We start from the raw sequence: 25,942 nt of genomic DNA, 5'->3' as shown, positions 1-25,942 counted from the left end.
GGATTTTGGGTGGGGGGATAAAAAAGTGAAGGGCCTTAAAAAAAGCCCCTCTTATTTGCTGCCTTCAACATGAGAATTTTTATCTGCTTTCTCTTTTAGCATCGGGAAAAGGCAAAAAAGGTCATCAGAAAAGGGGTTTTTTAAAAAAAATATTATATTCAATGGCCAAATGAAATGGGGGAATTCCCACTACACAAACGAAACCTCTTATGTCTACGATTGCAGCCATTGACCAGGGGCTTCTCCGCCAGTGGATAGCGGACGGCCTTGACCTTTCCGCGGTGGAAGGGAAACTTCAGTCGCTACTGGTGGAGCCGGAGATCGCCGGTCAATATGTAAAAGAATACAAGAAGATGAAACATGCCCGCCGGCAAAGCAAGGGCTTTATCTGGGCCAGCCTGGGTGCCTTTGCCGGATTCATCAGTTGCATGCTCTCTATTTTCAATCCCATCCCCGAAATGTTCAATCTTATCCTGTATGGCCTTACCTCTGTGGCCATCACAATGATCGTGGTAGGATTGTACTTTCTTTTTGAATAGCTTACCTTTTTCGCAGCTGTTTTTGAAATACCCATTGGTTGACTGCCAGGACCACCGGAATGGCCAGATAGGCCAGTCCGGCTATCAGTTCCCATTTTAATAGGGAAAATAATAAGGCAATACCACCGATGGAAGCATTCAATAATGCCCCCCGTAATTCCTTGAGGGTATAAACCTTTTCATATTCATTTAAGACGGGTGACAGCAAAACATGCATAGCCCTTCGATGCATGGCATATACAACCAGCCACAAACAGATATATCCAATGCTGAATAAAATGATCAATTGGGGAAAATCATGCGCGGAAAGAACTGTTAATCCATGCTCTGTTGCTTTGGGGAAAAGGTCAAGACCTGTCCAGGATGTAAGCAAGATCGAGAACAGGAATTTTAATGGATACAGATAAAACAGAATGATGGCGAGGTAGACCAGGTTGAGGACAATGGTCGGCCTGTCATTCAGCCCATAATGGCGAAAGAAAACATTCTGCTGGTACCAGAAGAGAAATAAAATGGACACTGTAGCAAAAAAGGGGAGGGCCCCGCTTATGATAAGTTTAAGTTCCTCGAAAGTTTGAGGTACTTCAAGCGAAGCTACCAATAGGGAAACAGAAAATGCGAATACTGCATCACTTAATGCTTCTACGCGTTTGATCTCTATTCCACGCTCATGAAAAGCACCTGATGGTTTTGTAAATAACTTTTGTCGGATCATATGATTGAAGTTGGTTAATCAACGAATGAGCAGGGCCGTGCCCTTGCCACTATATCGTTGGTTATCCACTCCAATTCCTTCTGCAACCCAGACCACTACCTGAGAGGATTGGTCTTTACCGGAAATCCTTCCATCCCAACCTCTGGGATCACTGGCCAGATCGAATACCAGTTGGCCCCACCGGTTGTAGATCCGGAAGAAACGAATTTCTTTGATCCCCGCTGCGGTTGGTCGAAGGTAGTCATTCAATCCGTCATTGTTGGGGGTAAAGGCGGTGGGAACATAGAATTTTACTTCCTTAAATGTCTTGACATACTGAGTATCTACCGTTAAACAACCCGCTTGTGAAAGTATATCAATCGTATAGGTGATATCTCCTTCACCCCGGAAAGTCGGATTCCTCAAAGTGGCATCCTGCAGGAAGACAGGGGGTTGCCACAGGTAGGAGTTGCCACCCAGGTCACGGGCCGTTAATACCTGAGGAAGTTCTTCCACGGCAAACTGATCGGGATAGCGGATACCTGGAACTGGAATCTCTACCACAACGGGGATGGTTCGGGTGAATGCTTCACAACCATCACTATTGATGATCCGGGCCCGGAAATTTCCTGTTTCCATGGCTCTGTACCGGTTAGTAACACCGCCAGGAATCGGAGATTCTCCATTATACCATAGAATACTGGTATTGGGATTGACCACTAACACGGCACTATCCAGCGAACCTTCGCAATATTGTTCCTTGCCCAGAACATGGAGCGCCGTATCCGTAATCGAAGCTGTGACAATAACGGTGTCATAGTCAATACAGCCACCTCCCTGGCTGGATGCCCGCAGCGTGTAGGCAGTGGTTCCCAGAGGACCTGCACGCGGATTGGAGATCAATGGGTTTGACAGACCGGTGACCGGCGTCCATTGGTAAACGATTCCGGGTACAGGAATGGTGCCGATCTGTTCCGGAATACCGTTACAGGAAATAAGGTCAGGCCCGGCTCGTGCCTGTACATTCAGGGTATCCACCATCCGGGCATAAAAGGTATCCGGGCATCCATATCCGTTATAGGGCAATACTTCGAGGGCTAAAATGGTACCAACCGGAGGTGGTGGTCTTAAGGTAATGGTTTGTCCCGCTCCCAGTTGCTGCGAAAAATTACTGTTGAACCAGGTGTAGTCCTGGTAACCGTATGGACCCGTCACACGGGTCAGTGTATCACCCGGGCAATAAGCGGCGCCAACAAACTCACTGCTGCATTCCGAATTCACATCGATATAGGCATATCCGAAATGGCGACGAAAAGTACAATCGGCTGTTTTAAAGAATAAGCGTATCGTTTTACCTGCCTGGTTATTGAGGTTTATGGAAACGGCACTCCAGTCCTTACACCATACATCCACTGAATCTACCCGGATGGGGGAGATAAAGAAACCCGGAAGCAGGGAACCGTTAGGAAAAAAGGTAAAGGAGGAGCAATCGATCAATTCATTGTCCGTCACATTCATGATCTCAAGTTCAAGACGGGGTTGCTGGTATTCCAGGTGAAAGGGATCCTGAAAAACCACCGCATAGTGATACACCAACGAATAGGTATTTCGGTTGGCCGGAATGGTGAATTCATACGAAATGCCCTCTGCCTCAGTGCCTCCGAGGTCATTTCCCAACCGGATGGAATAACCGCTTCCGTTCGGGCACATAATCGGAAAGCCTCCATATTGATCGTTGCCAGGATTGGTGGCCGATGAATACATGGTGTGCCGATTGGAAACCGGACCTCCGGATTCGATTAAACTGATCTCATTCTCATTGGCAATGGCTGCCACATGACCGGTATAGCACTTCCAATTGGTAAAATCGCCTGATTCAAAATCAATATTAGGGGGACAATCCTGACCACGCAGGGGGGTAAACGAAATAATCCACACCATTGTTAACAACAGGTAGGACCAGGGAACTGAAATTATTCCCGGCGAGCATTTTCTCGTCAGATCAGCCAAGTGGGGTGGTTTATATCCGTAATTTACTGAAATTGATAAAACGAACCCTCGCTTGTCGGGGTTGCCTGCCATTCTTTTTTTGAATCATGCCCAGAAGTGACGTTAATCATAACCGGGTCCGATGAAATGTTCAACCTTGCGGACTGATTACAGGTTATTTATGAACCTTTTACAGCATCAGACGCCCACTGCCAACAGTTCCCCTCCTTCCTCCAAACCTGGAACAAATAGTTTAAATTACTTACAGAAAACCCCTTAGCCATATGCCTGAAAATAATAACAAGTACAAAGTCAAAGCGAATGATTTCGTTTTTCTCTTTGAAAAGAGCGAGGTTGATCAACTCGATCTGGTACGAAAATCTGAATATGAATACCATCTGATCCATGGTCATCGCTCCGCCACTGTAATCTTTCATGAGGCTGACCCGCGTGCCAAGAAAATGAAATTGGAAGTGGATGGCGAATCCTTTGAGATCGAGATAGGAGATCCGTTGGATCAAATGCTTGAGAAGCTGGGGTTCAACCAGGTCTCAAGTAAACACCTTAAGGAGATCAAAGCCCCGATGCCCGGATTGGTACTTGCCATTGCTGTTACAGAAGGGCAGGAGGTCAATGAAGGCGATAAGATTCTCATCCTCGAGGCCATGAAAATGGAGAACAGCCTCATGATCCATGCTTCAGCCAAGATCAAAAAGATTTTGGTGAAACCCGGACAGGCTGTAGAAAAGAACCAGGTACTGGTTGAACTGGAATAATTATCCTATTACTCATAACGAACATTGAAAAATAGACCATATGCAAAAGATTTTGGTTGCTAACAGAGGAGAGATCGCCCTTCGGATCATGCGTACGATACGCCGGATGGGGATCAAATCCGTTGCAGTATATTCGGAAGCTGACCGTCATTCGCCTCATGTACTCTATGCAGATGAAGCGGTTTGTCTGGGGCCTGCACCCTCCAATCAATCCTATCTGAACGGAGATAAGATAATTGCCTTTTGTAAGGAACTGGGCGTGGATGGTATCCACCCGGGGTATGGGTTCCTGAGTGAGAATGCCGAATTTGCCCAAAAGGTGGAAGATGCCGGTATTTCATTTATCGGGCCGGGCCCGGATGCCATGCGTATCATGGGATCAAAACTGGCCGCCAAGGAATGTGTAAAAAAATACGATATACCGATGGTACCCGGGATTGACCAGGCCATCACCGATATCAAACTGGCCAAAGAAATTGGCGCCAAGATCGGTTATCCGATCCTGATCAAAGCCTCCGCCGGTGGTGGTGGTAAAGGCATGCGGATCGTAGAAAAGGAATCTGATCTGCAGGAACAAATGGAAAGAGCGATCAGTGAAGCCACTTCCTCCTTTGGTGACGGCTCTGTATTCATTGAAAAATATGTCACCTCCCCGCGACATATCGAGATTCAGGTACTCGCTGATAAATTTGGGAATGTGATCCACCTGTTTGAAAGGGAATGCAGCATCCAACGCCGCCACCAGAAAGTGGTGGAAGAATCCCCTTCATCGATCCTTACTCCTGAGATCCGCCAGCGGATGGGAGAAGCGGCCGTCATGGTGGCCCGTTCCTGTAATTACACCTCTACCGGAACAGTTGAATTCCTGATGGATGATAAACTGAATTTTTATTTTCTGGAAATGAATACCCGGCTTCAGGTGGAACACCCGGTTACAGAAATGATCACCGGTATCGATCTTGTAGAAGAACAGATCCGGATCGCCCGCGGAGAAAAATTGCGTATGACCCAGGATGACCTTGTCATCAATGGCCATGCCATCGAATTGCGGGTATATGCTGAAGACCCATTGAACAATTTCCTTCCGTCAATAGGCACTCTCACCAAATATGAAAAACCCACGGGTGATGGCGTACGGGTTGATGATGGGTATGAAGAAGGAATGGCCATTCCAATTTACTACGATCCCATGATCGCCAAACTGGCCACGCATGGTAAGGACAGGACTGAAGCCATCCAAAAAATGAAACAGGCCATCAAGGATTATAAGATCGAAGGCCTGTCCACCACAATGCCATTTGGAACTTTTGTATTTGAACACCAGGCTTTTATTTCCGGTATGTTTGATACGCATTTTGTAAAAGATTATTACACACCGGAAAAGATCAAGGATAAACAAAAAGAGAATGCAGGGATCGCCGCTTTGGCTGCCCTGTATTACTGGTTCGATAGCCAAAAGGTCCTTAATCCGGTGGAGAATAAATCCACAAGCTGGAAACGCCGGTTGGCACATTGATCAGTAATTTTTCGTCAATCTTATTCTGCAAAAAAACCTTAATGATGAAATCAAAAGTTGAAATACTCCGCGATAAATTAGAAGAAGGTAAAATGGGTGGTGGCCTTAAACGGATCGACGCCCAGCATAAAAAAGGGAAACTGACGGCACGGGAACGTGTTGATCTCCTGATGGACCCCGGTTCCTTTGAAGAAGTAGGAGCGCTGGTAACACACCGGACCAAAGACTTTGGGATGGAAGACCAGAAATTTTTTGGTGACGGGGTGATCACCGGCTACGGTACGGTCAATGGAAAGTTAGTGTATGTATTTGCCCAGGATTTTACCGTCTTTGGTGGCGCCTTATCAGAAACCCATGCCGAAAAGATCTGTCGCATCATGGATCTGGCGATGAAAACCGGTGCCCCCATGGTTGGATTGAATGACTCGGGTGGTGCCCGTATACAGGAGGGTGTTCGCTCGCTGGGTGGCTATGCCGATATTTTTTACCGTAATGTTCAATCCTCAGGTGTCATACCCCAGATCTCCGCCATCATGGGGCCCTGCGCCGGTGGAGCCGTTTATTCTCCGGCGATGACCGATTTCACCATCATGGTGGAAGGAACCAGCTATATGTTTGTTACCGGCCCTAATGTGGTAAAAACAGTAACCAATGAAGAGGTAACATCCGAAGAACTGGGTGGCGCTTCCACACACTCTACCAAATCGGGGGTAACACACCTGACAGCCGTGAATGATGTGGATTGCATCAACCAGGTGAAAAGAATGTTGAGCTATATGCCTCAGAACTGTGAGGATGTGGTGCCCAAACTACCTTACACCATGAAGGATGAAACCCGCGAGGTGCTGGAATCCATCGTACCGGAAAGCGCGAATCAACCATACGATATCCGCTCCGTGATCGAAGGAATTTGTGATGAGGAAACCTTTTTTGAAGTACATAAAGATTATGCCGATAACATCGTTGTTGGCTTTGCCCGTCTGGCCGGACGTAGTGTAGGGATCGTGGCCAACCAGCCCATGTCACTCGCCGGCGTTTTGGATATTGAAAGTTCCAAAAAAGGCGCAAGGTTCACCCGTTTCTGTGACTGCTTTAATATTCCCTTACTGGTACTGGTGGATGTCCCCGGCTTTTTACCCGGAACCGATCAGGAATGGAATGGTATCATCACCAATGGGGCCAAATTATTGTATGCCCTGAGTGAAGCCACTGTTCCCCGTGTAACAGTTATTACCCGCAAAGCGTATGGAGGAGCTTATGATGTAATGAACTCCAAACACATTGGAGCAGATATGAACTTTGCCTGGCCCTCCGCTGAGATCGCAGTAATGGGTGCCAAAGGAGCAAGTGAGATCATCTTCAAGGCAGAGATCGCTGCTGCCGAAGATCCGGCTAAAAAATTATTGGAAAAAGAAGCCGAATATGCCAATCTCTTTGCCAATCCCTACACCGCAGCTGAACGGGGATTTATTGATGAGGTCATCGAACCCCGCGAAACCCGGAAAAAATTAATCAAGGCTTTTGCCATGCTGGAAAATAAAGTGGCAAAAAGACCAAGGAAAAAACACGGAAATATTCCGTTATAAGAATCAGGAATAAGAAAGAGAAAATAAGTAATAAGGAAGTACGGAGTTTTTGGAATTTCTACCTTCCCTATTACTCATTTTCTCTTTCTTATTCCTGATTTATCCTCCCCTCCCTGACAAACTCCCCCTTTTTCAATAATTTTTATCATGCCTCCAAATAATCCCCGTCATCCGCAAGGGAAGGGTCATTCCTTACTTTAGTGTCTGAATTTAAAACCTAATTGGCTAAACCTTAATTTGTTACTACCATGAAGCGGGAATGTTGGATACATGTAAAAAAAGTTGACAACCGGTTGGTTGTATTCCTCAACGGAGAAGTTGTTTGGGATTCCGGGATCGTGCACGATGACCCTGATCTGAATAAACACATTGATATCACTAGATTTTTGGAAGAACATCCAAATTATACGAGTGAGCTGATCTTTGAGGGCTTTAATGATACCTATGACTCCAAAGGGGATGATGACCTGAACCCCTGGCATTTCAGTTATCGCGTTTTTGAACGGGTTACGGATGATGCCGGCCAGGTGATCAGTGAGAACGACCTGGTGAATCCCTATGATGAAAAACACCTGTCCAACCCGAATATGCGGGCGATCAACAATAGCTACAAGATCGTGAAACGCAACGAAGGGTTTAAAGTGATCGGTAATTCACTTTCCCAGCAATTTTTTAAATAGACCGGATACCCTCGGACAGGCCAGACACCAAACTGGTGTTCGGCCTATCCTAATTCCGGGTGATCTTAAATTCCACCCTTCTATTCAATTGTCGGCCATCATCGGTTTCATTGGTGGCCACCGGCTGCGACTCCCCATAACCGTGGGAGGTGATCCGTTTTGAATCGATCCCCTTGGACAGGATATATTCCATGACTGATCGGGCACGGTTGTCACTAAGTTTGAAATTGTACTCATCCGACCCCTTGCTGTCGGTATGCGCACTCATTTCGATCTCAATAGCCGGGTTGTCCTTTAACAGCTGTACCACCCGGTCAAGTTCAAGAAAGGATTCAGGACGAAGATCCCATTTATCAAAATCAAAGAAGACATTGTTTAATCGTACAACCTGTCCCACTTCAATGGGCACCAGATAAAGGTCTTTATGTATCTCACGGTATCCGGCCTTCACCAGTGAATCCAGATTCAGGTTCTCAGACTGGGCAAAGAAATGATCGGCTGTTGCGCGGATCAGGTAGTTTTTATCATAAGGCAACACGATCTGAAAGGCACCATCATCCGGATTGGACAATCCATTTCCGGCCTCTGTACCATCGGGCAATATCTCATACAAAAGTGAAGCACTTACCGGTTCGCCGGTTTTCTTGTTGAATACATTTCCGCTTACAAGCAAAACAGGTTTTGGTCTTTCGATCTCCAATAATTTTACCCGCACTATATCACTTTCTCCATAGCTGGCATCACTGCTGGTGAGATAAGCATACTCACCTCCCGCATCCAGGGTGAAGAAGGCATCCCATCCGGGCGTATTGATCGGAGCACCGAGGTTTACGGGGTCACTCCATTTTTGCCAGCTCTTATCCAATCGACGGGTCATCCAGATATCATTATCTCCCAATCCACCAGGACGGTCGCTGCTAAAATACAAGGTCTCACCATCTGCCGCGAGGTAAGGGGTCAGCTCATTGTATTGATCCGTACTCAGGTGTTTTCCCAAGGTCTTAGGTTCTGTCCAGGTACCATCCGGAAGCAATTTGGAAAAATAAAGGTCATTGTTATACCGGTTCTTACCGGCGGCCATGTACATCAGTAAGGTCTTGCCATCATTGGAGAGGGTAGCACCGGATTGAGCCCCCTTATCATACTTCTCGTAATTTTTGATGAAAAGCATATTGGGTTTGCTCCATTTCCCATTTTTCATCCGATGGCTAAAACTTAATCCGTTGCCGTAGTAATCGCCTTCCACAAATGCACCACGCAGCAATACTTTATTTTTATCCGGCGATATCCAGTAAACCGCATTGTAATAAGCCGTATTAAAAGGATACCCCAAATGCCGGGCCTCACCCCATCTTCCGGTGCTATCCCGTTCTGCAAACCATATGTCCTGTGAATTACGTATCGTGCGGTAATGCGTATTCAACGGATCATTTTCACAAATAAAAAATAACAGGTCGCCATCTGCAGAAATGGTGGGGCGTAATTCTGGCTGTCCGGTATTGATATCCGGCCCCAGGTTCTCAACTTTTAAAATGGTATTGGTGGTAATGACATTGGTCTTCTGTTCTACCAGTTTTCCGGCTGTATCAACCACTGGTTGTGCCCAAAGAATGGCATGGCATAACAGTAGCGAAAAAAAGAGGATGGCTTTTTTCACGACATTGGATTTGTCCGAAAATTAATAGGAAATACTTAAATGTAAAAGCCCCCGGAGAGGAAGACCGGGGGCTTTTTTATTGTTGATTCCTTATTATTAATTATTGGTTGCTTTTTCACTCTAATAAAGAATTCGCAAGTACCTAATAATCAGCAATTAATAATCATTCATCGACTTCAATTCGAATTAATACACATATACTATATATCCCCAGGGTTCAATGCCAAAGGGTTTCCCGGAAAGGGTTTCGGGCGTTCCCATGAACAGGTTTAGCGGGTTACTGTACAATGAATAATCAGCCACTTTCACCGTCTGGGCTTTGTTGGTCAGGTTCAGAATCACAAGAATTTTCTTGCCGCCGCCTTCGCGTACATAGGCATACAGAGATTTATCATCACCCACTGAGGTACGTCGGAAAGCGGAATTGGCTGCCAGGGCAGGATTGTTCTTACGCAGGTCCAAAAGGGTCTTATAGAATTTTGCCCTTTCCAGTTTGCCAAAGGAAATGGTGTCTTTATAGAAAAAGCTGATCGAATCGGCCACGGGTTCTTCCTGGCCACTGTAGATCAATGGAACACTTCCTTTCATGGTTTGGGTGAGTACGGCAAAAGGTGCGTGAACCGGCCCGGGCATGGTAGCATGATCTGCCTTGTTCCAACTGTTCTCGTCGTGATTGCTGGTAAAGAACATCCGGATTGCATTGGCCGGGAAGGTAAAATCGGTTTCGTTTACGAGGCTGTCAATGGCAAGGGCAGTTCTTTGGCCATTTGCCACCTGTTTCATAGTAGCAAAATAAGCCCAGGGATAGGTGGCGTCAAACCCGTCTGTATGTAAGGAAGGTTTATCTGCTTCGGCCAGCATAAATATCCCTGGTTGGGTTGCGCGCAAGGCAGCGATACATTTTTTCCAGAATTCATCCGGTACTTCACCTGCCACATCACAACGGAAACCGTCAATATGCGTTTCCGTCAACCAATACTTCATACATTGGATCATGGAGTCGGCCATCACCGGGTTGTTATAATCCAGTTTCCGTGTATCCGTCCAGTCAAAGGGTGAAATGGCTTTACCGGTAGCGCTATCGCGTACATAAAAATCGGGGTGAGTAGTGAGCCAGGGATGATCGGCACCGGAATGATTGGGCACCCAGTCAATGATGACCTTGAACCCTAGGTCATGTGCTTTGTTGACCAGGTTTTTCCAATCCTGCAATGTGCCGTACTCAGGATTGATCCCTGTATAATCCGCCACCGCATAATAGCTTCCCATTACGCCTTTGCGGTCAACTTTGCTGATGGGGTGAATAGGCATAAACCAAAGCGTTTGCACCCCCATTTCCTTTAATCTTTCCAGGTGAGTTGAAAAAGCATTAAAGGTTCCCTCCGGTGTGTATTGCCGGATATTAACCTCGTAAATATTTCCCTGCATGATCCAGGCCGGATGACCATCCACCCGGGTAGAGTCAAGGGTATAGCCATTGGCCTCTTTTTTAGGTTCCGTTGTATTGCAAGAGCTAAAAACAAATAACGCAATGAAAACAGGCAAGGAAAATCGTATGAAGGTTCGCATAGCAGAAAATTTATACAAACTTATAACCAAAACGCCAACAACCAACATCCAACATCCATTAACGAACAACCCATTCCCTTATTCCCAAAATCATTTACTTTTGACCATGATCACTTCCATACACGATTTTCAACGTGTTTTCTTTATCGGCGTGGCAGGAACAGGCATGAGTGCTGTGGCCCAATATCTGGCGGGCATTGGAAAAGAGGTCCGCGGTTCTGACCGGTATTTTACCCCGGGTACTCCCAACGAAACCAGAGATAAACTGGAGGCTGAAGGCATCCGCTGTTTTTTACAGGATGGCTCCGGTCTGGATGAATCGATTGAATTGGTAGTGGTATCCACTGCCATCGAGGATACGGTTGGGGAAGTAAAAAAGTCCCGGGAATTTAAGATTCCTATAATCCGCCGTAGTGAATTGCTGGCGATCATCGCTGCCAGCAAGAGGACCATTGCCATTGGGGGTACATCCGGAAAGAGTACAACCAGCGCCATGGTATTTGATCTATTGGAAAAAGGAGGGTACGCACCCAGCATCATCAGCGGGGCCGGGTTGGTAAGTATCATTAAAGAGGGAAAGATCGGTAATGCCAAGGTAGGGCAGGGGGAGTGGCTGGTGATCGAAGCAGATGAAAGCGATGGTTCCATTGTACAATACAAACCCGAAATCGGATTGCTATTGAATGTAGACAAGGACCATAAAGACATAAATGTCCTGATGGATATTTTCACCGTATTTAAAAACAATAGTCAGTTCTTTATTGTCAACCAGAGCCATTACCTCGCAAAGCAACTTTCCCGTGATAAGCTGGTGAATTTTTCCACAGATGGCGAAAAGGCTGGTACTATGGCGGGGGAATATCACCAGACTGGTCAGAACATTCAGTTCACCGTGGATGATGTACCCTTTTCCATGCAGGTCATCGGCAGGCACAATATGGAAAATGCCGTGGCGGGCATAGCTGTTTGCAAAATGGTAGGAATGGACACATCCGATTGTGTGGAACCTTTATCTAAATACGAAGGGATCTACCGCCGTCACCAGATCATAGGGGAAAAGAACGGAGTCATTCTCATTGATGATTATGCGCATAACCCGGTAAAATGCGCGCGTTCCATCGAGGCTTGCCAACCACTCGCTCCAAAGGTCATTGCCTGGTTTCAGCCTCATGGTTATGGGCCTACCAAATTTCTGCAGGAGGATTTTGAACGTGAGATCGCCGATGTTCTCCGTGATAATGATGAGATCTGGATGAGTGAGATCTTTTACGCCGGCGGGACCGCTGTAAAAGATATTTCAGCCAATGATTTGATACAGGGGATCACCAAGGCAGGGAAGAAAGCCTATTTTGTAGAAGACCGGAAGGATCTGGTTGATTCCCTGCGCCCGCATATACAACCCGGAACCGTATTGCTGCTGATGGGCGCCCGCGATCCTTCACTTGAAACCTTTGCGAAAACAGTTTGGGAACAACTATAAAATGAGCCTTCTTTTTACCCATATTCACCAGTTGGTCAATGTTCGAAAAGGCATTGAACCTCTTCGCGGAAAGGAAATGGCCGACCTGCCTCTGCTGGAAGAAGCCTACCTATTGGTGGAAGACGGGATTATAGCCGACTATGGGAAAATGGGGGACATGCCCGCTTCCTTGCACAATCATCCTCATAAATTGGATGCTACCGGACGGTTGGTCTTACCTGCCTGGTGCGACAGTCATACCCATCTGGTATTTCCAGGAAGCCGGGAAACAGAGTTTGTTGATAAAATTAAAGGGTTGAGTTACGCCGAGATTGCTGCCCGTGGAGGTGGGATATTAAATTCGGCCCGGCATATGGATGATATCACCGAAGATCAACTTTTTACAGATAGCTGGAAAAGGTTGAATGAAGTGGCCGCCCTGGGAACCGGGGCCATTGAAATAAAAAGCGGGTATGGGTTAACGGTAGCAAATGAATTGAAGATTCTGCGTGTTATTCAAAAATTAAAAGAAAAATCGGGGCTGCTTATACGTTCTACTTTTTTAGGCGCTCATGCTTTTCCAGCTCACTACAAAGAGGACCGGGAAGGATATATCCGGGAAATCATAGAGGAAATGATTCCCCTTGTAGCGGGTGAGAAACTGGCCGATTATATCGATGTATTTTGCGAAACGGGTTTCTTTACACCCGGGGAAACGGAAAAGATCGCACTTGCCGGGAAAGCGGCCGGACTCAAACCCCGGCTCCATGTGAACCAGCTCAACAGTATAGGTGGTATTGAAGCGGGAATACGGGTAGGGGCGTTGTCACTGGATCATCTGGAAACGGTGACGGACCAAGATGTCGCCCTTTTGGCCGGTCAGCCTGAAGAACATTCGGGGAAAAGTTTTACCGGGATAAGTACCTTACTTCCTACAGCCGCCTTCTTTCTCCGCATGCCTTTTCAGCCGGCAAGAAAGATTATCGATGCAGGTGCCGCCGTAGCTATAGCCAGTGATTTTAATCCGGGTTCCTCGCCCAGTGGAAACATGAACCTGGTGGTGGCCATGTCTTGTATCGGGATGCGGATGCTCCCTGCGGAAGCGATCAATGCTGCCACGACCAATGCCGCTGTAGCGATGGAATTTGAAGCCATGACAGGATCTGTCGCAATTGGGAAAAAGGCCAACCTGATCCTTACTAAACCAGTCAGCCACTATAATGTGCTTCCCTATTTCTTTGGTGCCAATCTCATTGAGCTGGTCTTTTTGAATGGGCAGCCCTTACACGGTTGAAAGCGAATCGCCAACAGCTAATGGACGCTGGCCCAGGTGCCTGGGCATCAAAATTTATTCCTTCTTCATTTCCTGCTTTTTTGTAATTTCCCCGTATGAACGAAATCCATTCCGAAGGACTATTGATCATTTTGTGCAGTCTGGTTGTCCTTTCCTATCTCTTTTCCATTATCGGTCGTTATCTCAAGCTTCCTTCTGTTCTACTCCTTCTCTTTACAGGCATTGGTATCAGGGCGCTGGCTGATTCGTATGGTAAGACAATTGCTGTACCGGAGCGTTTGGTAGAATCGCTGGGGGTGGTGGGATTGATCATGATTGTATTGGAAGCAGGTCTGGATCTTCGGCTGGAAAAGAGCAAGACCGCTTTGATTCGAAATTCTTTTTTTTCTGCCCTGGTTATTTTTCTCCTTTCCGTGTTAACAATAACCACAGTACTCAATTTCTGGCTATACGAGGAAGATGTTATCAGTTGTATCATCTATGCTATCCCGCTATCCATCATTAGCAGCGCCATTGTATTGCCCAGTCTTCACAGCTTGAACAAGAATCAACAGGAATTTCTGGTTTATGAAGCCTCGTTTTCCGATATAATCGGGATCCTCGTGTTTAATTATTTTATTGCAGATGAAATTCTGACCTGGAAGTCCTTTGCCATCTTTGGAGGGAGTATCATCGTCTCTATCGTTTTATCTCTTTTACTTTCCCTTTTGCTCCTGCTTATCCTGGCCAAGGTTCGGCTCAATATCAAATTCTTCCTGATCTTTTCGCTGTTGATCCTCTTGTATGCCGGAGGGAAACTGCTGCACCTGCCATCCTTGCTGATCATCATGGTCTTTGGTTTATTGATCAATAACTGGGATAAAATTAAATGGCACCAGATCACCCGGTATTTCCCCAATGAGAAAGTAAGCCCGCTTAATGAATTATTGCATTCCATTACGGCTGAATCTTCCTTTTTAATCCGGACCTTCTTCTTTATTCTATTTGGGTATTCCATCAATATTCAATTATTAATGCAGGAGGAAGTGATCGCCATCGGTTCTGTTATAGTGGTTAGTCTGCTTCTTATTCGGTTTCTTTATCTCCGGTTTTTTGTTAAGACCAATGTTTTCCCTGAATTATTCTTTATGCCCAGGGGATTGATCACCATTGTCCTCTTTTATAAGATACCTGAGGTCAATAAACTTAAATCCTTTAACGACGGCATTTTATTCTTTGTCATCCTGAGTTCCTCCATCATCATGGCCCTTGGTATTCTCTTTTACAAGAAAAAACCTGAGGAGGTAGTGGAAGAAAGGCATTTTGTTGAGTCTGATGTCTTTTGACCCGTCCATTTCCGGTACCATAAAAAGTAGGGTATTTCCCCACCAGGTCATAACTTAGTAATCCAACCAAGGACGGCTTATGAAACACTTCAAGCGTTATAGCAAACAGGATATACTTTCCCTGACCCGGATTCGGCGATTTGAAACAAAGATCGGAGAGCGGGTATTATTGCTTTCCCAGCCCGATGACCTGGTCACCTCCTTAAAAGTTTCTGAAGCGAAATATGTCCTTTTTGGGATTCCGGAAGACCTTGGAGTAAGAGGAAACGAAGGGATGGGAGGGGCCGATACCGCCTGGGTACCCTTTTTGCAATCCTTTCTCAATTCCCAAAGCAATGATTTTTTTGACGGAAAACAGGTTTTACTTGCCGGGCATTTTGATTTCGGGGATATCCAATACCTGATTGATACCACCGCCCGGGGAGAGACCGAACGACTGGAAGCGTATCGCCATGCGGTCATTACAATTGATGAGGAGGTGGAACAATTTGTCAAACTTGTCACCGAGCACGGTAAGATACCCATCGCCATCGGTGGTGGCCATAATAACGCTTATCCCTTGCTCAAAGGTGCAGCCAAGGGCTGGCACAAAGCCGGAAAATTGCAGTTGGCTCAGTTGAATTGCATCAACCTGGATGCCCATGCCGATTACCGGCCAGAGGAAGGAAGACACAGTGGGAATGCTTTTCGCTATGCGGAGGTGGATGGGTATTTACAGAAATACTGTGTAGTAGGGCTTCATGAAAATTATATTCCGCAGAATGTATGGATGGATATTGTTAACAACCCCTTTATCGATATCATTACCTACGAGGATATTTTTGTCCACGAGAAAAGAAGTTTTCTTCAATCTGTGGCACATGCCACTGGTTTTACCGAAGACTCCATGACTGGGATCGAACTGGACCTGGATAGCATTGAGGGCACGCTTAGCAGCGCCATGACGCCTGTGGGTATCCAACCCAATCACGCCCGGCAATATTTGAGTTTTGCGGCGGTTGATACCAGGCCAGCCTATTTGCATATCTGTGAAGGAGCGGGTCGATTGTTGGATGGGCGAACAGATGCCGGTACCGGAAAGTTGATCAGTTATCTGGTGATCGATTTCCTGAAAGCACATCAGCAACATGAAACAGGGAGGCTGTAGCCTTTAGCTTCCGGCCTGTTCCTCCAATTTCATTATCGCCTCAAATAAGATCTCATACTGGCGGTTCAACTCTTTTGTTTCTGATTCCGCTTTTTTATAGGCGGCCTCAGTTTCCAGAAATTTATTTTTATCTGAGTATATGGAGGGATCAGTCAATTTTCCTTCCAGTTCGATCTTTTTTTGCTGCAGGATGGCCAGCTTCTCTTCAACCTGCTGAAAAGCCTTTTGTTGTTTCTGCAATTCCTTTTTCAATTCCTTATTGATCGGGGAGGAAGGGACAGATGGTTTTGGTGTTGCAGGTTTGGGGGCAGCTTGCTCCGTTTTTGGTGGCACCGGCTTTTCAGACTTCTCGGGCTTGGTTTGGCCATTTCCTTTTTTGGCCATCCTTTCTTTCCAGGCTACGTATTCCTCATATCCGCCTTTGAATTCTTTGATCTGGCGGTCATCGATCTCCCAGATCTTATTGGCCGTTTTTGAAACAAAATACCGGTCATGGCTCACCAGGATCATACTTCCTTCATACTTATTAAGGGCTTCGATCAGCAGATCGCAACTATGCATGTCGAGGTGGTTGGTCGGTTCATCCAACATCAGGAAATTGGCCTTGCTTACAATGACCTTGGCTAAGGCTACCCGCGCTTTTTCACCACCACTCAGGATACGGATCTTTTTTTCCACATCATCTCCGGTAAAGAGAAAACAACCCAGCAGGCTTCGCAATTCCAGGTCTGTCATCTGGCTGCCACAAAGTTTCATCTCGTCGATCACTGTATTATTCAGATCCAGTGCTTCCAATTGGTGCTGGGCATAAAAGCTCTCTTCCACATTGTGCCCCCATTTGCGTTCCCCCTGCGAGAATTGTTCTGAACCAGCGATGATCCGCAACAAGGTCGATTTTCCTTTTCCATTCGCACCGATCAGCGCGATCTTATCGCCTCGTTCGATCTCGGCTGAGGCATTTTCAATGATCACATTATCGCCAAAGGCCTTCGTAACATGGTGCAACTCTGCCAATACTTTTCCCGGCGTCTTATCCACCCGGAAGTTGATCCGCATATTCGGTCTTTCCAGTTCCGCATCCTCGATTCTTTCCAGCCGGTCCAGTTTTTTAATGATACTTTGTGCCATGGCCGCTTTACTGGCCTTGGCCCTGAAACGTTCCACCAATCGTTCCTGCTGACGGATAAAATCCTGCTGGTTTTCAAAAGCCTTTTGCTGCAATTCGATTCGTACAGCCTTTTCTCTTTCATAAAAATCGTAGTTGCCGGCATAAATGTGCAACTGCTGCTGATACACTTCGACGATCTTCGTCACCATCCGATTGAGAAAATACTTATCGTGGCTAACGATCACCACCGAACCCTGATAATGTTGCAGGTATTTCTCCAACCATTCGATGGAAGGAAGGTCAAGGTGGTTGGTCGGTTCATCCAGTAGCAGGAGATCAGGTTGTTGCAGGATCATTTTGGCAAGCAGGACACGCATCCGCCAACCACCGCTGAACTCTTTATATGGCCGGCTAAGGTCAGCGTTGGCAAAACCCAGACCTTGAAGTACTTCCTCTGTACGGTGATGGATGGAATAGCCACCCAGGGTCTCCATTTCGTGTAATTTATCACTGTATTCATGGAGCGTCTTTTCGTCACCCGTTCTTTCCAGTTCCTTACCCAGCTCTTCGATCTCTTTTTCCAGGAGCAAGATTTTTTCAAATGCCCCCAGAGCGACCTGCAGGATGGAATCCTCGGTGTCAAAGCTCAGCAGGTCCTGGTGCAGGTATCCCATACTGGTACTACGGCTTCTTTCCACCAAACCGGAGGATGGGGAGTATTGGCCCACCAATAATTTTAAAATGGTCGACTTCCCGGTACCGTTAAAACCGATCAGGCCAATGCGCTCTCCGGGCTGGATATGCCAGGTGGCGTCCTCAATGATGGTTCGGGCCCCAAATTCAAATGTCAGATTCGTTAGTCCTGCGAGCATGGGCGCGAAATTAGTGAATTGTAGGACTTTACCAGACGGATTTAAGCTAAATGCTAACGCATATTAGCCATAAACGACTGGCTTTTAACCTTTGCATTTAAGGTTTTATCTTTGTTCAATAAGTGAGAACTATGAAGAAATTCCTGCTGGCTATCCTATTGCTCGGTATCGCCGGGTTTTTAGTTTGGAAATTTGTTTTCAGTGGCAAAAAGAACCATGCCGATTCCGGGGAAAAACCCCAGGCACTGGTTGTTAGCAAACACTCCGAAGCCTTTAACAGCTCTGTACGGCAACTGTTGAGTGATTATTATGGGTTGACCGAAGCCTTTGTGAATTGGGATACGGTGGCTGTAAATGCGGCTGCGCAACGATTACAGGGTTCTGTTGACAGCCTGAAACTGTCGGAGATGGAAAAGGATTCAGCCCTTTATCCTACCGCCCAGATGCAATGGGAGGGAGTACGTTCGGAGGTAGCCGGGATGATCACTGATCCAACCGTTGAGGAGAAAAAGGCCTCGCTGAACATGCTTTCCCAGCAAATATTTGACCTTCTCCGGATCGTTCGGTATGATGCCGCTAAAATCTATTTCCAGGAGTGCCCAATGGCCCTCAATAATTATGAAATGGCCGGAAATTGGCTTAGCCCGGTAGATTCCATCAGAAACCCTTACCTCGGTTTGAAAGATCCGAAGTACGGAAAGGATATGCTCACCTGTGGCTCAACCAAAGTAACCCTGGATTATACAGTCGCTGATACAACTAAAAAAGAGTAGGGTTGTTATTCGTCCCATGAAACAATACACCGTTTTACTGTCCTTTCTCCTGGCAAGCCTGTTTATGCAAGCCCAGAAAAAATATACCCTAAGCGGGTATATTAAGGATAGTCTGACGGGTGAGTCCATCATCGGGGCTACTATTTCCGTCAATGGCCAAAGCCGTGGGGTATCCAGCAATCAATATGGATTCTATTCCCTTACACTCGATGAGGGTAGTTATATTTTAACGGTTTCCCATGTTTCTTATGCCTCCATGGTGGTCGACCGGTTGTTGGACCAGGATGCAGAACTCAATCTGCTCCTGCTTCCCAAAACAATTACCAATAATGAGGTTATTGTTTATAGCAAAAAACGTGATGGTAACGTGCGCAATGCCCAAATGGGAAGAGTGGATCTTTCCATTGAACGAATAAAGAATATTCCTGCCTTTATGGGAGAAGTGGATATCCTCAAGGCCATTCAGTTACTTCCTGGCGTGCGAAATGCGGGCGAAGGCAATGCCGGATTCTATGTAAGGGGTGGGGGACCTGACCAGAACCTGATCATGCTGGATGACGCGGTTGTGTACAATACCGGTCACCTGTTTGGTTTTTTCTCCATATTCAATTCAGATGCCATCAAGAATACCTCCCTGATCAAAGGGGGTATGCCGGCCCAATACGGTGGGCGGCTTTCGTCAGTACTTGACATTACGATGAAAGACGGCAACATGAATAAACTCCAGGTGGATGGTGGGGTTGGACTGATCGCTTCACGCTTTTCCATACAAGGGCCCATTAAGAAGGATAAGGCTTCTTTTATCGTTTCGGCCCGAAGGACCTATATTGATGTGCTCACCAAACCCTTTATCAAAAAATCAAGTGCGTTCTATGGTTCTGGTTACTATTTCTATGACCTGAATGCAAAGATGAATTACAGGTTCTCGGAAAAGGACAGGATCTATCTGAGCGGGTATTTTGGACGGGATGTATTCAATTTCAACAATGCCAAACGCTCCTTTAATTCCAATATCCCCTGGGGAAACAGTACAGCGACGCTACGGTGGAACCATGTTTTCAACAAGCGTCTCTTTGCTAATACCACAGCTGTTTACAATGATTATAATTTCAGTTTCAGCGCTGCCCAGAATGATTTTGAAGTAAAACTTAAATCAGGTATCCGGGATGCTAACCTGAAAATGGATTTTGACTATTACCCGGCACCGCAACACAAGTTGAAGTTTGGAGGGATGTACACCTATCACCGGTTCACCCCCAATGTTGTTTCGGGCCGTTCGGACAGTATCATCTTTACCCCAAATAATGAAGGGAACAAATTTGCCAATGAACTGGCCTTTTATATCCAGGATGATTGGGAGATCGGAAACAGGATCAAATTGAATTATGGACTGCGTTTCAGCCGTTTCATTCAGGTAGGACCCTACACTAAGTTTACCCGCGATGCCGATGGGAATAAACTGGACAGCACGGTCTATGGAAAATTCGAACCCGTACGATCCTATGGTGGATGGGAACCACGTGTTACGTTACGGTATGAATTGTCCGAAACCTCCTCTCTGAAAGCGGCACTTACCCGAAATTTTCAGTACATACATCTTGTCTCTAATTCAGGAAATACCCTGCCTACCGATCTCTGGGTACCCAGCACCTACCTGGTGCAACCACAGATCAGTTGGCAATACGCAGCCGGTTACTTCCGGAATTTTGAAGATAATACCTACGAGACCTCGGTTGAAGTGTATTACAAGGATATGCGCAATCAGGTGGAGTACAAGGAAGGATATACACCCGGGTTGGCCGATCCTGAAGATGAATTTGTATTTGGAAAAGGCTGGAGTTATGGGGCCGAGTTCTATGTGAACAAGGCAAGAGGACGTTTTACCGGTTGGGTGGGTTATACCCTCTCCTGGACCTGGCGGCAATTCAAAGACCTTAATAATGGGAACAGATATCCTACCCGTTTTGACCGTCGCCATGACCTAAGTGTTGTTGGTAACTATGAGCTCAATCAAAAATGGAAGATCGGAGGTGTATTTGTATATGGCACAGGAAATGCCACCACTTTTCCGGAAAGCTTTTTTATCATCGACGGAGTGCTGACACAGGAGTATAGTCAGCTCAATCAATACCGGTTGGGCGCCTATCACCGTATGGACCTGGCAGCCACCTATACACCCGTGCCTAAAAAGAAAAGAAAATGGCAGAGCCATTGGGTATTTAGTATCTACAATGTATACAGCCGCTATAATCCCTATTTTATCTACTTCGATCAAACAGGAAGCCCTTACGATGGGACACTGAAGGTAGAAGCCAGACAGGTTTCTTTGTTTCCCATTCTTCCTACGGTTACGTGGAATTTTAAGTTTTGAGACGTGAGTTTCGTGAGACGTGAGGCGTGAGACGTGAGGCGTGAGAGGTGAATAGTGAATAGTCAATAGGGAATTGTACGATAAAAAAGGGTTCAACCATTCACTATTCACCATTCAATATTCACCATTCACCTCTCACGCCTCACGCCTCACGCCTCACGAAACTCACGCCTCACGAAACTCACGCCTCACGCCTCTCGCCCCACATATCCCGAATTCCATTTATCTTTATCCTATGAAAACCACCCTCAAGGAAATTCTGGAAAATTCAGAGCACGATACCTTTAAATTCGCTTTTGCTGATATTGATGGCATTCTTCGCGGAAAGATGATCAGCCGAAAAAAATTTTTGGATTCACTGGAAGAGGGTGTTGGTTTTTGTGATGTCGTTTTTGGTTGGGACAGTTCCGATCAGCTATATGACAATGGCAGCCTTACCGGATGGCATACCGGTTATCCCGATCGGCCCGCAAGAATTGATCTATCCACTCTTCGCTTTATACCCTGGCAGGACAATCTCCCTTTTTTTCTGGCTGATTTTTCTTCGCCAGGTGGCGATGATCTGGCGGCTTGTAGTCGTAGTTTATTAAAGAGAATTGCAGCACGGTCAAATGAAATGGGCTTTCATGCTGAATTTGCCCAGGAATTTGAGTGGTTCAATTTCTGCGAAACCCCGCAAAGCCTTGCGGCCAAAGGGTACATCAACCCGGAACCCTTTACCCCTGGAATGTTTGGCTATTCGATCTTACGTACCTCCGGTCAGCATGCCTATTATCAGGACCTGTTTCAGTTATTGACCCAATTTGATATTCCTATTGAAGGTATACATACAGAAACCGGTCCGGGTGTTTACGAAGCTGCCATTGCCCATGATGAAGTGGTAAAGGCTGCGGATAAAGCGACCTTATTCAAAACCGGGGTAAAAGAGATCGCCTACCAGCATGGACTGATTGCCTCTTTTATGGCCAAATGGAATGAGAACCTGCCCGGTTGCAGTGGTCATCTACATCAAAGCCTGTGGTCGAAGGATGGCAGCACAAATCTGTTCTACCAGGCGGATGATCCCAGCCACATGAGTGAATTGTTTCGTCAATACCTGGCCGGGCAACTTTATTGCCTGCCCCATATCCTTCCTATGTATGCCCCTACCATCAATAGCTATAAGCGCCTGGTAGAAGGGGCCTGGGCACCCACCACCATTACCTGGGGATATGATAACCGTACCACCGCACTTCGGGTGATTAATACATCTGCTGCCTATACCCGATTAGAAACCCGGGTACCGGGTTCGGACACCAATCCTTATCTGGCCATGGCCGCTGCTCTTGCTTCGGGGTTGTATGGTATTCAGCATAAATTATCCCTGGATACAGCTCCAACTTCAGGTAATGGTTACGAGGCTACCGGGAATGGGCAACTTCCAAAAGGGTTGTACGAGGCTGCCACAATGATGGAGAGTTCCTCCATCGCGAAGGAATTGTTTGGTGAGGCTTTTGTCGCGCATTTTACGGCTACCCGCCTGTGGGAATGCCGCCAGCAAGCTAAAGCGGTCACCGATTGGGAATTGAAACGCTATTTTGAGATCATATAACCCATTGATGGATTACGAAAAGATCATTCGAAAAGCCTGGCAGGGGTTTGATGCTTCCAAGGAGATCAAACAAATTGAAGACATCAGTGCCCGCGTGTCTACCAACCATGTTTTCAGGGTAACCTTTGATGATGGAGATATTGTGATTGCCAAATTCTCCTATTATGGCCAGTACGAACATTTCAAGGAGGATCACCGGATCATCCACACACTCTCTAATAACCTATTGTTCCCCTTTGAAAACCTTCTGGCTAAATCACTTTTAAAGAACAACCGGGTTTATACTTATCATTATCGCCAGCGGAACAAAGAAGCCTGGGTAGTATTTTATAACCCGGTCAGGGTGTTGGAACGCATGCCCAAACGCCTGGAAGAAGCAGATATCCGAAAATTCGGGAGACAGATCGGGAAATTTCACAAGGCCTGTTCGCGTGTGGGGAATGTGCTTCCCCGGTCATCCAAAACATTACGAACCGATATCGCCCTCTTATTGGAAAGGGTAGAGGAGCAGGGACCTAAATTTGGTACAAAGGCTCAAATAGATATGGTGCGTCATCATGCCGAACAATTTTTGAAGAACAGGAATAAACTCAATGCCGGATCCTTTGAAACCATACCCGTTTTTATTGATTGGAACATTGGCAATTTTTCGGTGACAAAAAAAGGAGAGCTTTATTCTCGCTGGGATTATGACTGGTTTCGCATGAGCTCACGCATTCTCGATTTTTATTTTTTTAGCCGTGTAGTCTCCGATGCTGGTGACAGAACCGTTTTTAGCTATGGCATCAATACGCTGATGGAGAACCGGTTCAAACTTTTTTTAAAGGAATACCACGCAGTAAACCCGCTGAGCGCAAACGAGATCCGCTTTCTGCGGGAAGGATACCGCTTTTTTATCCTGAACTATGTGATCAAAGATGGCTTCTATTTCTTTTCTGAACAGTATGCCAAAAAACTCACCGCCGAAGCATATGAAAAATACCTTCCTTCAATAGATACCGATTTTGACCCGGAGGGATTGATTGAGGAGTTGGGAATTAGGGAGGCGTGAGGCGTGAGGCGTGAGGCGTGAGACGTGAGACGTGAGACGTGAGACGTGAGACGTGAGACGTGAGACGTGAGACGTGAGACGTGAGACGTGAGACGTGAGACGTTAATTTTGAGGAGTAAATTTAAAATAATTATACATAACTAAAATTTTTTAATCACGACTGACGACTCACGTCTCACGATTGACGTCTCACGTCTCACGATTGACGACTCACGTCTCACGTCTCACGTCTCACGATTCAAAACCCACAAAAATGTCCCACACCCCCTTCCACCACATCATCGACCGATACTCCACTATTTTTTTTGATGCTTTTGGGGTGATCAAGAATTATAAAGGGTTGGTGCCTGGCATTGAAGGGACTTTTGAGTATTTGCAAAAAACCGGTAAGGAATATTATATCGTTACAAATGATGCATCACGAAGTCCGCAATTATTGGCGGCTACTTATCATCAATTGGGGTTGAACCTGATCGAACACGAACGGATCATTTCCTCCGGCATGCTGGCCAAAGAGTACCTTGACCTCAAGGTCAATGAAGGGATCGTTGCCTATCTGGGTACAGAAAAATCGGCCCATTATATTGACAGTTCCGGTTTGCATACCCTCCCTGTTTGTGCCATCAATGAAGGGAACATTGAAAAAGTTAACGCGTTAGTCTTACTCGATGATGAAGGATTTAACTGGTTTGAGGACCTGAACAAGGCGGTGAATATTTTAAGAAAGCGAACGATACCGGCCATTGTGGCCAATACAGACAATACCTACCCGTTGAGCGGAGGGAATGAGGTCTCCATTGCCATTGGAGGCATTGCGGCCATGATCGAGAGTATTGTGGGTAAAAGATTTATCCGGTTTGGCAAACCTGATTCGCAGATGTTCATGTTTGCGTATGACCTTGTGCGTGAAAAAAAACCAGTGAATAAACAGGAGATACTAATGGTAGGGGACACCCTGCACACAGATATTTTAGGAGGAAATAAGTTCGGTCTGGATACAGTTCTTGTCCTAACCGGAAACACACTGCCCGAAGATGCTGAAACCAGGATACGATCGACAGGAATTGTTCCGACTTATGTTTGTAGTAATGCGGTGATTTGATAGATGACTGTAAGCCGTCATCGGTCCTCAGACCCATACACAAAACGCACCAGCGCGTTCTTGGTCTCTGTGGATGTTAAATAAAGCTGATACCGTTTCTTTCCCGCCGTTACGATCATCAAAGCGGTATTGGGGGGGATTTCTCCAAGATTTTCTGCCACCATCACAACCTCATGTTCCCGTTGCTGCAAAGTAATCCGGATTTCCAGCAGAATGGGTTTGGCGGTCAGTCGTTGATTGGATAGGACGGTTCTTCTATCCAGGAATACAGAGATCGTATCGCCATCAATGGTGGCATTATCATAGAATGCGAGCTGAACAGTACCTGTATCTACCTTGATCTCCCGCACCAGTTCATTTTTACGGGTAGTAAGGGGAATGGTTTCATCCACTTCGGCAAAATCGGATTTGGCCATCCGGTTCAGGCCGATCTTGCCCGGAGGACAAACTGCATTGCTGCTCATTGTGACACCACCCCAATCACCACTCAGAATTTCCTTATCCCCATTGCGGGTAAAGGTCAACGTATATTTTTTAATACAGGGTACGCAATCCGGAGGGACGCGAAAGGTGATGACCTTTATCTCATTGATGACAAGGGTCTTGGTCTCCGGATTGTAGCTCCCTTCAAATTCTTCTTTGACATAATTGGTCAGGTCGGAGTAGTGATAGGAAGCGCCGGTCACTTTGGTACCATCGACGAGAATTTGCAATTCAATATTATACGAGGAAAAACAACCTCCTGGTCCCTGTGTCAGGGTTCCTTTCCACACACCAGACAGTTCCTGTCCCCGTGAAAGCGTGGTAAGGGTCAGGGCACACAAAACCAGGAAGTATTTCATC

At 46.3% G+C, this 25,942-nt stretch carries 20 protein-coding genes; 14 read left to right on the top strand and 6 right to left on the bottom strand.

What is annotated here, in order from left to right; translation table 11 throughout:
* Window positions 1–209: 209 nt before the first annotated feature.
* On the top strand, window positions 210–539 hold the full coding sequence (locus tag J0M30_10905; GenBank protein ID MBN8668002.1) for a hypothetical protein: 330 nt from the start codon (window positions 210–212) through the stop codon (window positions 537–539).
* Window position 540: 1 nt separating this feature from the next.
* Here the strand turns inward: J0M30_10905 and J0M30_10900 are convergent, their stop codons facing one another.
* Window positions 541–1,254: a DUF1211 domain-containing protein gene (locus J0M30_10900; GenBank protein MBN8668001.1), complete on the bottom strand. Its 714-nt coding sequence runs from the start codon at window positions 1,252–1,254 to the stop codon at window positions 541–543.
* An 18-nt stretch (window positions 1,255–1,272) separates the two neighbouring features.
* Window positions 1,273–3,174 (bottom strand): gliding motility-associated C-terminal domain-containing protein, encoded by a 1,902-nt coding sequence (locus J0M30_10895; protein MBN8668000.1) that lies wholly within the window; start codon window positions 3,172–3,174, stop codon window positions 1,273–1,275.
* Window positions 3,175–3,506: 332 nt separating this feature from the next.
* Between J0M30_10895 and J0M30_10890 the strand changes: the two genes are divergently transcribed.
* The 4 genes from J0M30_10890 to J0M30_10875 all read left to right on the top strand — a co-directional run bounded on the left by J0M30_10890 (window position 3,507) and on the right by J0M30_10875 (window position 7,780).
* Window positions 3,507–3,998, top strand: a complete 492-nt coding sequence (locus tag J0M30_10890; GenBank protein MBN8667999.1) for an acetyl-CoA carboxylase biotin carboxyl carrier protein subunit — start codon at window positions 3,507–3,509, stop codon at window positions 3,996–3,998.
* Window positions 3,999–4,038: 40 nt separating this feature from the next.
* On the top strand, window positions 4,039–5,514 hold the full coding sequence (gene accC / locus J0M30_10885) for an acetyl-CoA carboxylase biotin carboxylase subunit (protein MBN8667998.1): 1,476 nt from the start codon (window positions 4,039–4,041) through the stop codon (window positions 5,512–5,514).
* A 44-nt stretch (window positions 5,515–5,558) separates the two neighbouring features.
* Entirely contained in the window at window positions 5,559–7,100 is a 1,542-nt protein-coding gene (locus J0M30_10880) for an acyl-CoA carboxylase subunit beta (GenBank protein MBN8667997.1), read from the top strand.
* Between the two features lie 248 nt (window positions 7,101–7,348).
* Complete coding sequence (locus tag J0M30_10875) at window positions 7,349–7,780, top strand: hypothetical protein (GenBank protein MBN8667996.1); 432 nt, start codon at window positions 7,349–7,351, stop codon at window positions 7,778–7,780.
* A 49-nt stretch (window positions 7,781–7,829) separates the two neighbouring features.
* On the opposite strand, the gene J0M30_10870 is transcribed toward J0M30_10875, so the two are convergent.
* Together J0M30_10870 and J0M30_10865 are read right to left on the bottom strand one after the other, a co-directional pair.
* Window positions 7,830–9,437 (bottom strand): OmpA family protein, encoded by a 1,608-nt coding sequence (locus J0M30_10870; GenBank protein MBN8667995.1) that lies wholly within the window; start codon window positions 9,435–9,437, stop codon window positions 7,830–7,832.
* 186 nt (window positions 9,438–9,623) lie between these two features.
* Window positions 9,624–11,006 (bottom strand): DUF3459 domain-containing protein, encoded by a 1,383-nt coding sequence (locus J0M30_10865; protein ID MBN8667994.1) that lies wholly within the window; start codon window positions 11,004–11,006, stop codon window positions 9,624–9,626.
* Window positions 11,007–11,112: 106 nt separating this feature from the next.
* Between J0M30_10865 and J0M30_10860 the strand changes: the two genes are divergently transcribed.
* From J0M30_10860 to J0M30_10845, 4 genes are all read left to right on the top strand, one after another.
* Entirely contained in the window at window positions 11,113–12,486 is a 1,374-nt protein-coding gene (locus J0M30_10860; GenBank protein MBN8667993.1) for a UDP-N-acetylmuramate--alanine ligase, read from the top strand.
* Between the two features lies 1 nt (window position 12,487).
* Window positions 12,488–13,759, top strand: a complete 1,272-nt coding sequence (locus J0M30_10855) for an imidazolonepropionase (GenBank protein ID MBN8667992.1) — start codon at window positions 12,488–12,490, stop codon at window positions 13,757–13,759.
* 95 nt (window positions 13,760–13,854) lie between these two features.
* Window positions 13,855–15,084 (top strand): cation:proton antiporter, encoded by a 1,230-nt coding sequence (locus tag J0M30_10850; GenBank protein ID MBN8667991.1) that lies wholly within the window; start codon window positions 13,855–13,857, stop codon window positions 15,082–15,084.
* 79 nt (window positions 15,085–15,163) lie between these two features.
* On the top strand, window positions 15,164–16,231 hold the full coding sequence (locus tag J0M30_10845) for an arginase family protein (protein MBN8667990.1): 1,068 nt from the start codon (window positions 15,164–15,166) through the stop codon (window positions 16,229–16,231).
* Between the two features lie 3 nt (window positions 16,232–16,234).
* Here the strand turns inward: J0M30_10845 and J0M30_10840 are convergent, their stop codons facing one another.
* Window positions 16,235–18,211: an ATP-binding cassette domain-containing protein gene (locus tag J0M30_10840; protein ID MBN8667989.1), complete on the bottom strand. Its 1,977-nt coding sequence runs from the start codon at window positions 18,209–18,211 to the stop codon at window positions 16,235–16,237.
* A 131-nt stretch (window positions 18,212–18,342) separates the two neighbouring features.
* Between J0M30_10840 and J0M30_10835 the strand changes: the two genes are divergently transcribed.
* The 5 genes from J0M30_10835 to J0M30_10815 all read left to right on the top strand — a co-directional run bounded on the left by J0M30_10835 (window position 18,343) and on the right by J0M30_10815 (window position 25,099).
* Complete coding sequence (locus tag J0M30_10835; GenBank protein ID MBN8667988.1) at window positions 18,343–18,984, top strand: DUF3347 domain-containing protein; 642 nt, start codon at window positions 18,343–18,345, stop codon at window positions 18,982–18,984.
* 16 nt (window positions 18,985–19,000) lie between these two features.
* Window positions 19,001–21,355 (top strand): TonB-dependent receptor, encoded by a 2,355-nt coding sequence (locus tag J0M30_10830; GenBank protein ID MBN8667987.1) that lies wholly within the window; start codon window positions 19,001–19,003, stop codon window positions 21,353–21,355.
* A 235-nt stretch (window positions 21,356–21,590) separates the two neighbouring features.
* A complete protein-coding gene (locus J0M30_10825; protein MBN8667986.1) occupies window positions 21,591–22,946 on the top strand; it encodes a glutamine synthetase in 1,356 nt (451 codons plus the stop codon).
* A 7-nt stretch (window positions 22,947–22,953) separates the two neighbouring features.
* Window positions 22,954–23,997 carry a hypothetical protein gene (locus tag J0M30_10820; GenBank protein MBN8667985.1) on the top strand — a complete coding sequence of 348 codons (1,044 nt, stop codon included), beginning with the start codon at window positions 22,954–22,956 and terminating at the stop codon, window positions 23,995–23,997.
* Window positions 23,998–24,250: 253 nt separating this feature from the next.
* The gene (locus J0M30_10815) at window positions 24,251–25,099 is read left to right on the top strand and encodes an HAD-IIA family hydrolase (GenBank protein MBN8667984.1); all 849 of its coding nucleotides are present in this window, start codon (window positions 24,251–24,253) and stop codon (window positions 25,097–25,099) included.
* Between the two features lie 17 nt (window positions 25,100–25,116).
* Here the strand turns inward: J0M30_10815 and J0M30_10810 are convergent, their stop codons facing one another.
* The gene (locus J0M30_10810) at window positions 25,117–25,941 is read right to left on the bottom strand and encodes a hypothetical protein (protein ID MBN8667983.1); all 825 of its coding nucleotides are present in this window, start codon (window positions 25,939–25,941) and stop codon (window positions 25,117–25,119) included.
* Window position 25,942 lies beyond the last annotated feature (1 nt).

It is taken from the genome of Chitinophagales bacterium, assembly GCA_017303415.1.
GTDB lineage: Bacteria > Bacteroidota > Bacteroidia > Chitinophagales > Chitinophagaceae > SpSt-398.
The sequence above is the reverse complement of the archived record's forward strand: the minus strand, read 5'-3'. Positions and strand labels throughout refer to the sequence as shown.

Excerpts from the sequence above, each read along its gene's own strand:
- J0M30_10820 (MBN8667985.1), top strand. The coding sequence starts at position 22,954 with ATGGATTACGAAAAGATCATTCGAAAAGCCTGGCAGGGGTTTGATGCT.
- J0M30_10815 (MBN8667984.1), top strand. The coding sequence starts at position 24,251 with ATGTCCCACACCCCCTTCCACCACATCATCGACCGATACTCCACTATT.
- J0M30_10860 (MBN8667993.1), top strand. The coding sequence starts at position 11,113 with ATGATCACTTCCATACACGATTTTCAACGTGTTTTCTTTATCGGCGTG.
- J0M30_10840 (MBN8667989.1), bottom strand. The coding sequence starts at position 18,211 with ATGCTCGCAGGACTAACGAATCTGACATTTGAATTTGGGGCCCGAACC.
- J0M30_10825 (MBN8667986.1), top strand. The coding sequence starts at position 21,591 with ATGAAAACCACCCTCAAGGAAATTCTGGAAAATTCAGAGCACGATACC.
- J0M30_10855 (MBN8667992.1), top strand. The coding sequence starts at position 12,488 with ATGAGCCTTCTTTTTACCCATATTCACCAGTTGGTCAATGTTCGAAAA.
- J0M30_10890 (MBN8667999.1), top strand. The coding sequence starts at position 3,507 with ATGCCTGAAAATAATAACAAGTACAAAGTCAAAGCGAATGATTTCGTT.
- J0M30_10835 (MBN8667988.1), top strand. The coding sequence starts at position 18,343 with ATGAAGAAATTCCTGCTGGCTATCCTATTGCTCGGTATCGCCGGGTTT.
- J0M30_10810 (MBN8667983.1), bottom strand. The coding sequence starts at position 25,941 with ATGAAATACTTCCTGGTTTTGTGTGCCCTGACCCTTACCACGCTTTCA.
- accC (MBN8667998.1), top strand. The coding sequence starts at position 4,039 with ATGCAAAAGATTTTGGTTGCTAACAGAGGAGAGATCGCCCTTCGGATC.
- J0M30_10905 (MBN8668002.1), top strand. The coding sequence starts at position 210 with ATGTCTACGATTGCAGCCATTGACCAGGGGCTTCTCCGCCAGTGGATA.
- J0M30_10895 (MBN8668000.1), bottom strand. The coding sequence starts at position 3,174 with ATGGTGTGGATTATTTCGTTTACCCCCCTGCGTGGTCAGGATTGTCCC.
- J0M30_10850 (MBN8667991.1), top strand. The coding sequence starts at position 13,855 with ATGAACGAAATCCATTCCGAAGGACTATTGATCATTTTGTGCAGTCTG.
- J0M30_10845 (MBN8667990.1), top strand. The coding sequence starts at position 15,164 with ATGAAACACTTCAAGCGTTATAGCAAACAGGATATACTTTCCCTGACC.
- J0M30_10875 (MBN8667996.1), top strand. The coding sequence starts at position 7,349 with ATGAAGCGGGAATGTTGGATACATGTAAAAAAAGTTGACAACCGGTTG.
- J0M30_10830 (MBN8667987.1), top strand. The coding sequence starts at position 19,001 with ATGAAACAATACACCGTTTTACTGTCCTTTCTCCTGGCAAGCCTGTTT.
- J0M30_10900 (MBN8668001.1), bottom strand. The coding sequence starts at position 1,254 with ATGATCCGACAAAAGTTATTTACAAAACCATCAGGTGCTTTTCATGAG.
- J0M30_10880 (MBN8667997.1), top strand. The coding sequence starts at position 5,559 with ATGAAATCAAAAGTTGAAATACTCCGCGATAAATTAGAAGAAGGTAAA.
- J0M30_10865 (MBN8667994.1), bottom strand. The coding sequence starts at position 11,006 with ATGCGAACCTTCATACGATTTTCCTTGCCTGTTTTCATTGCGTTATTT.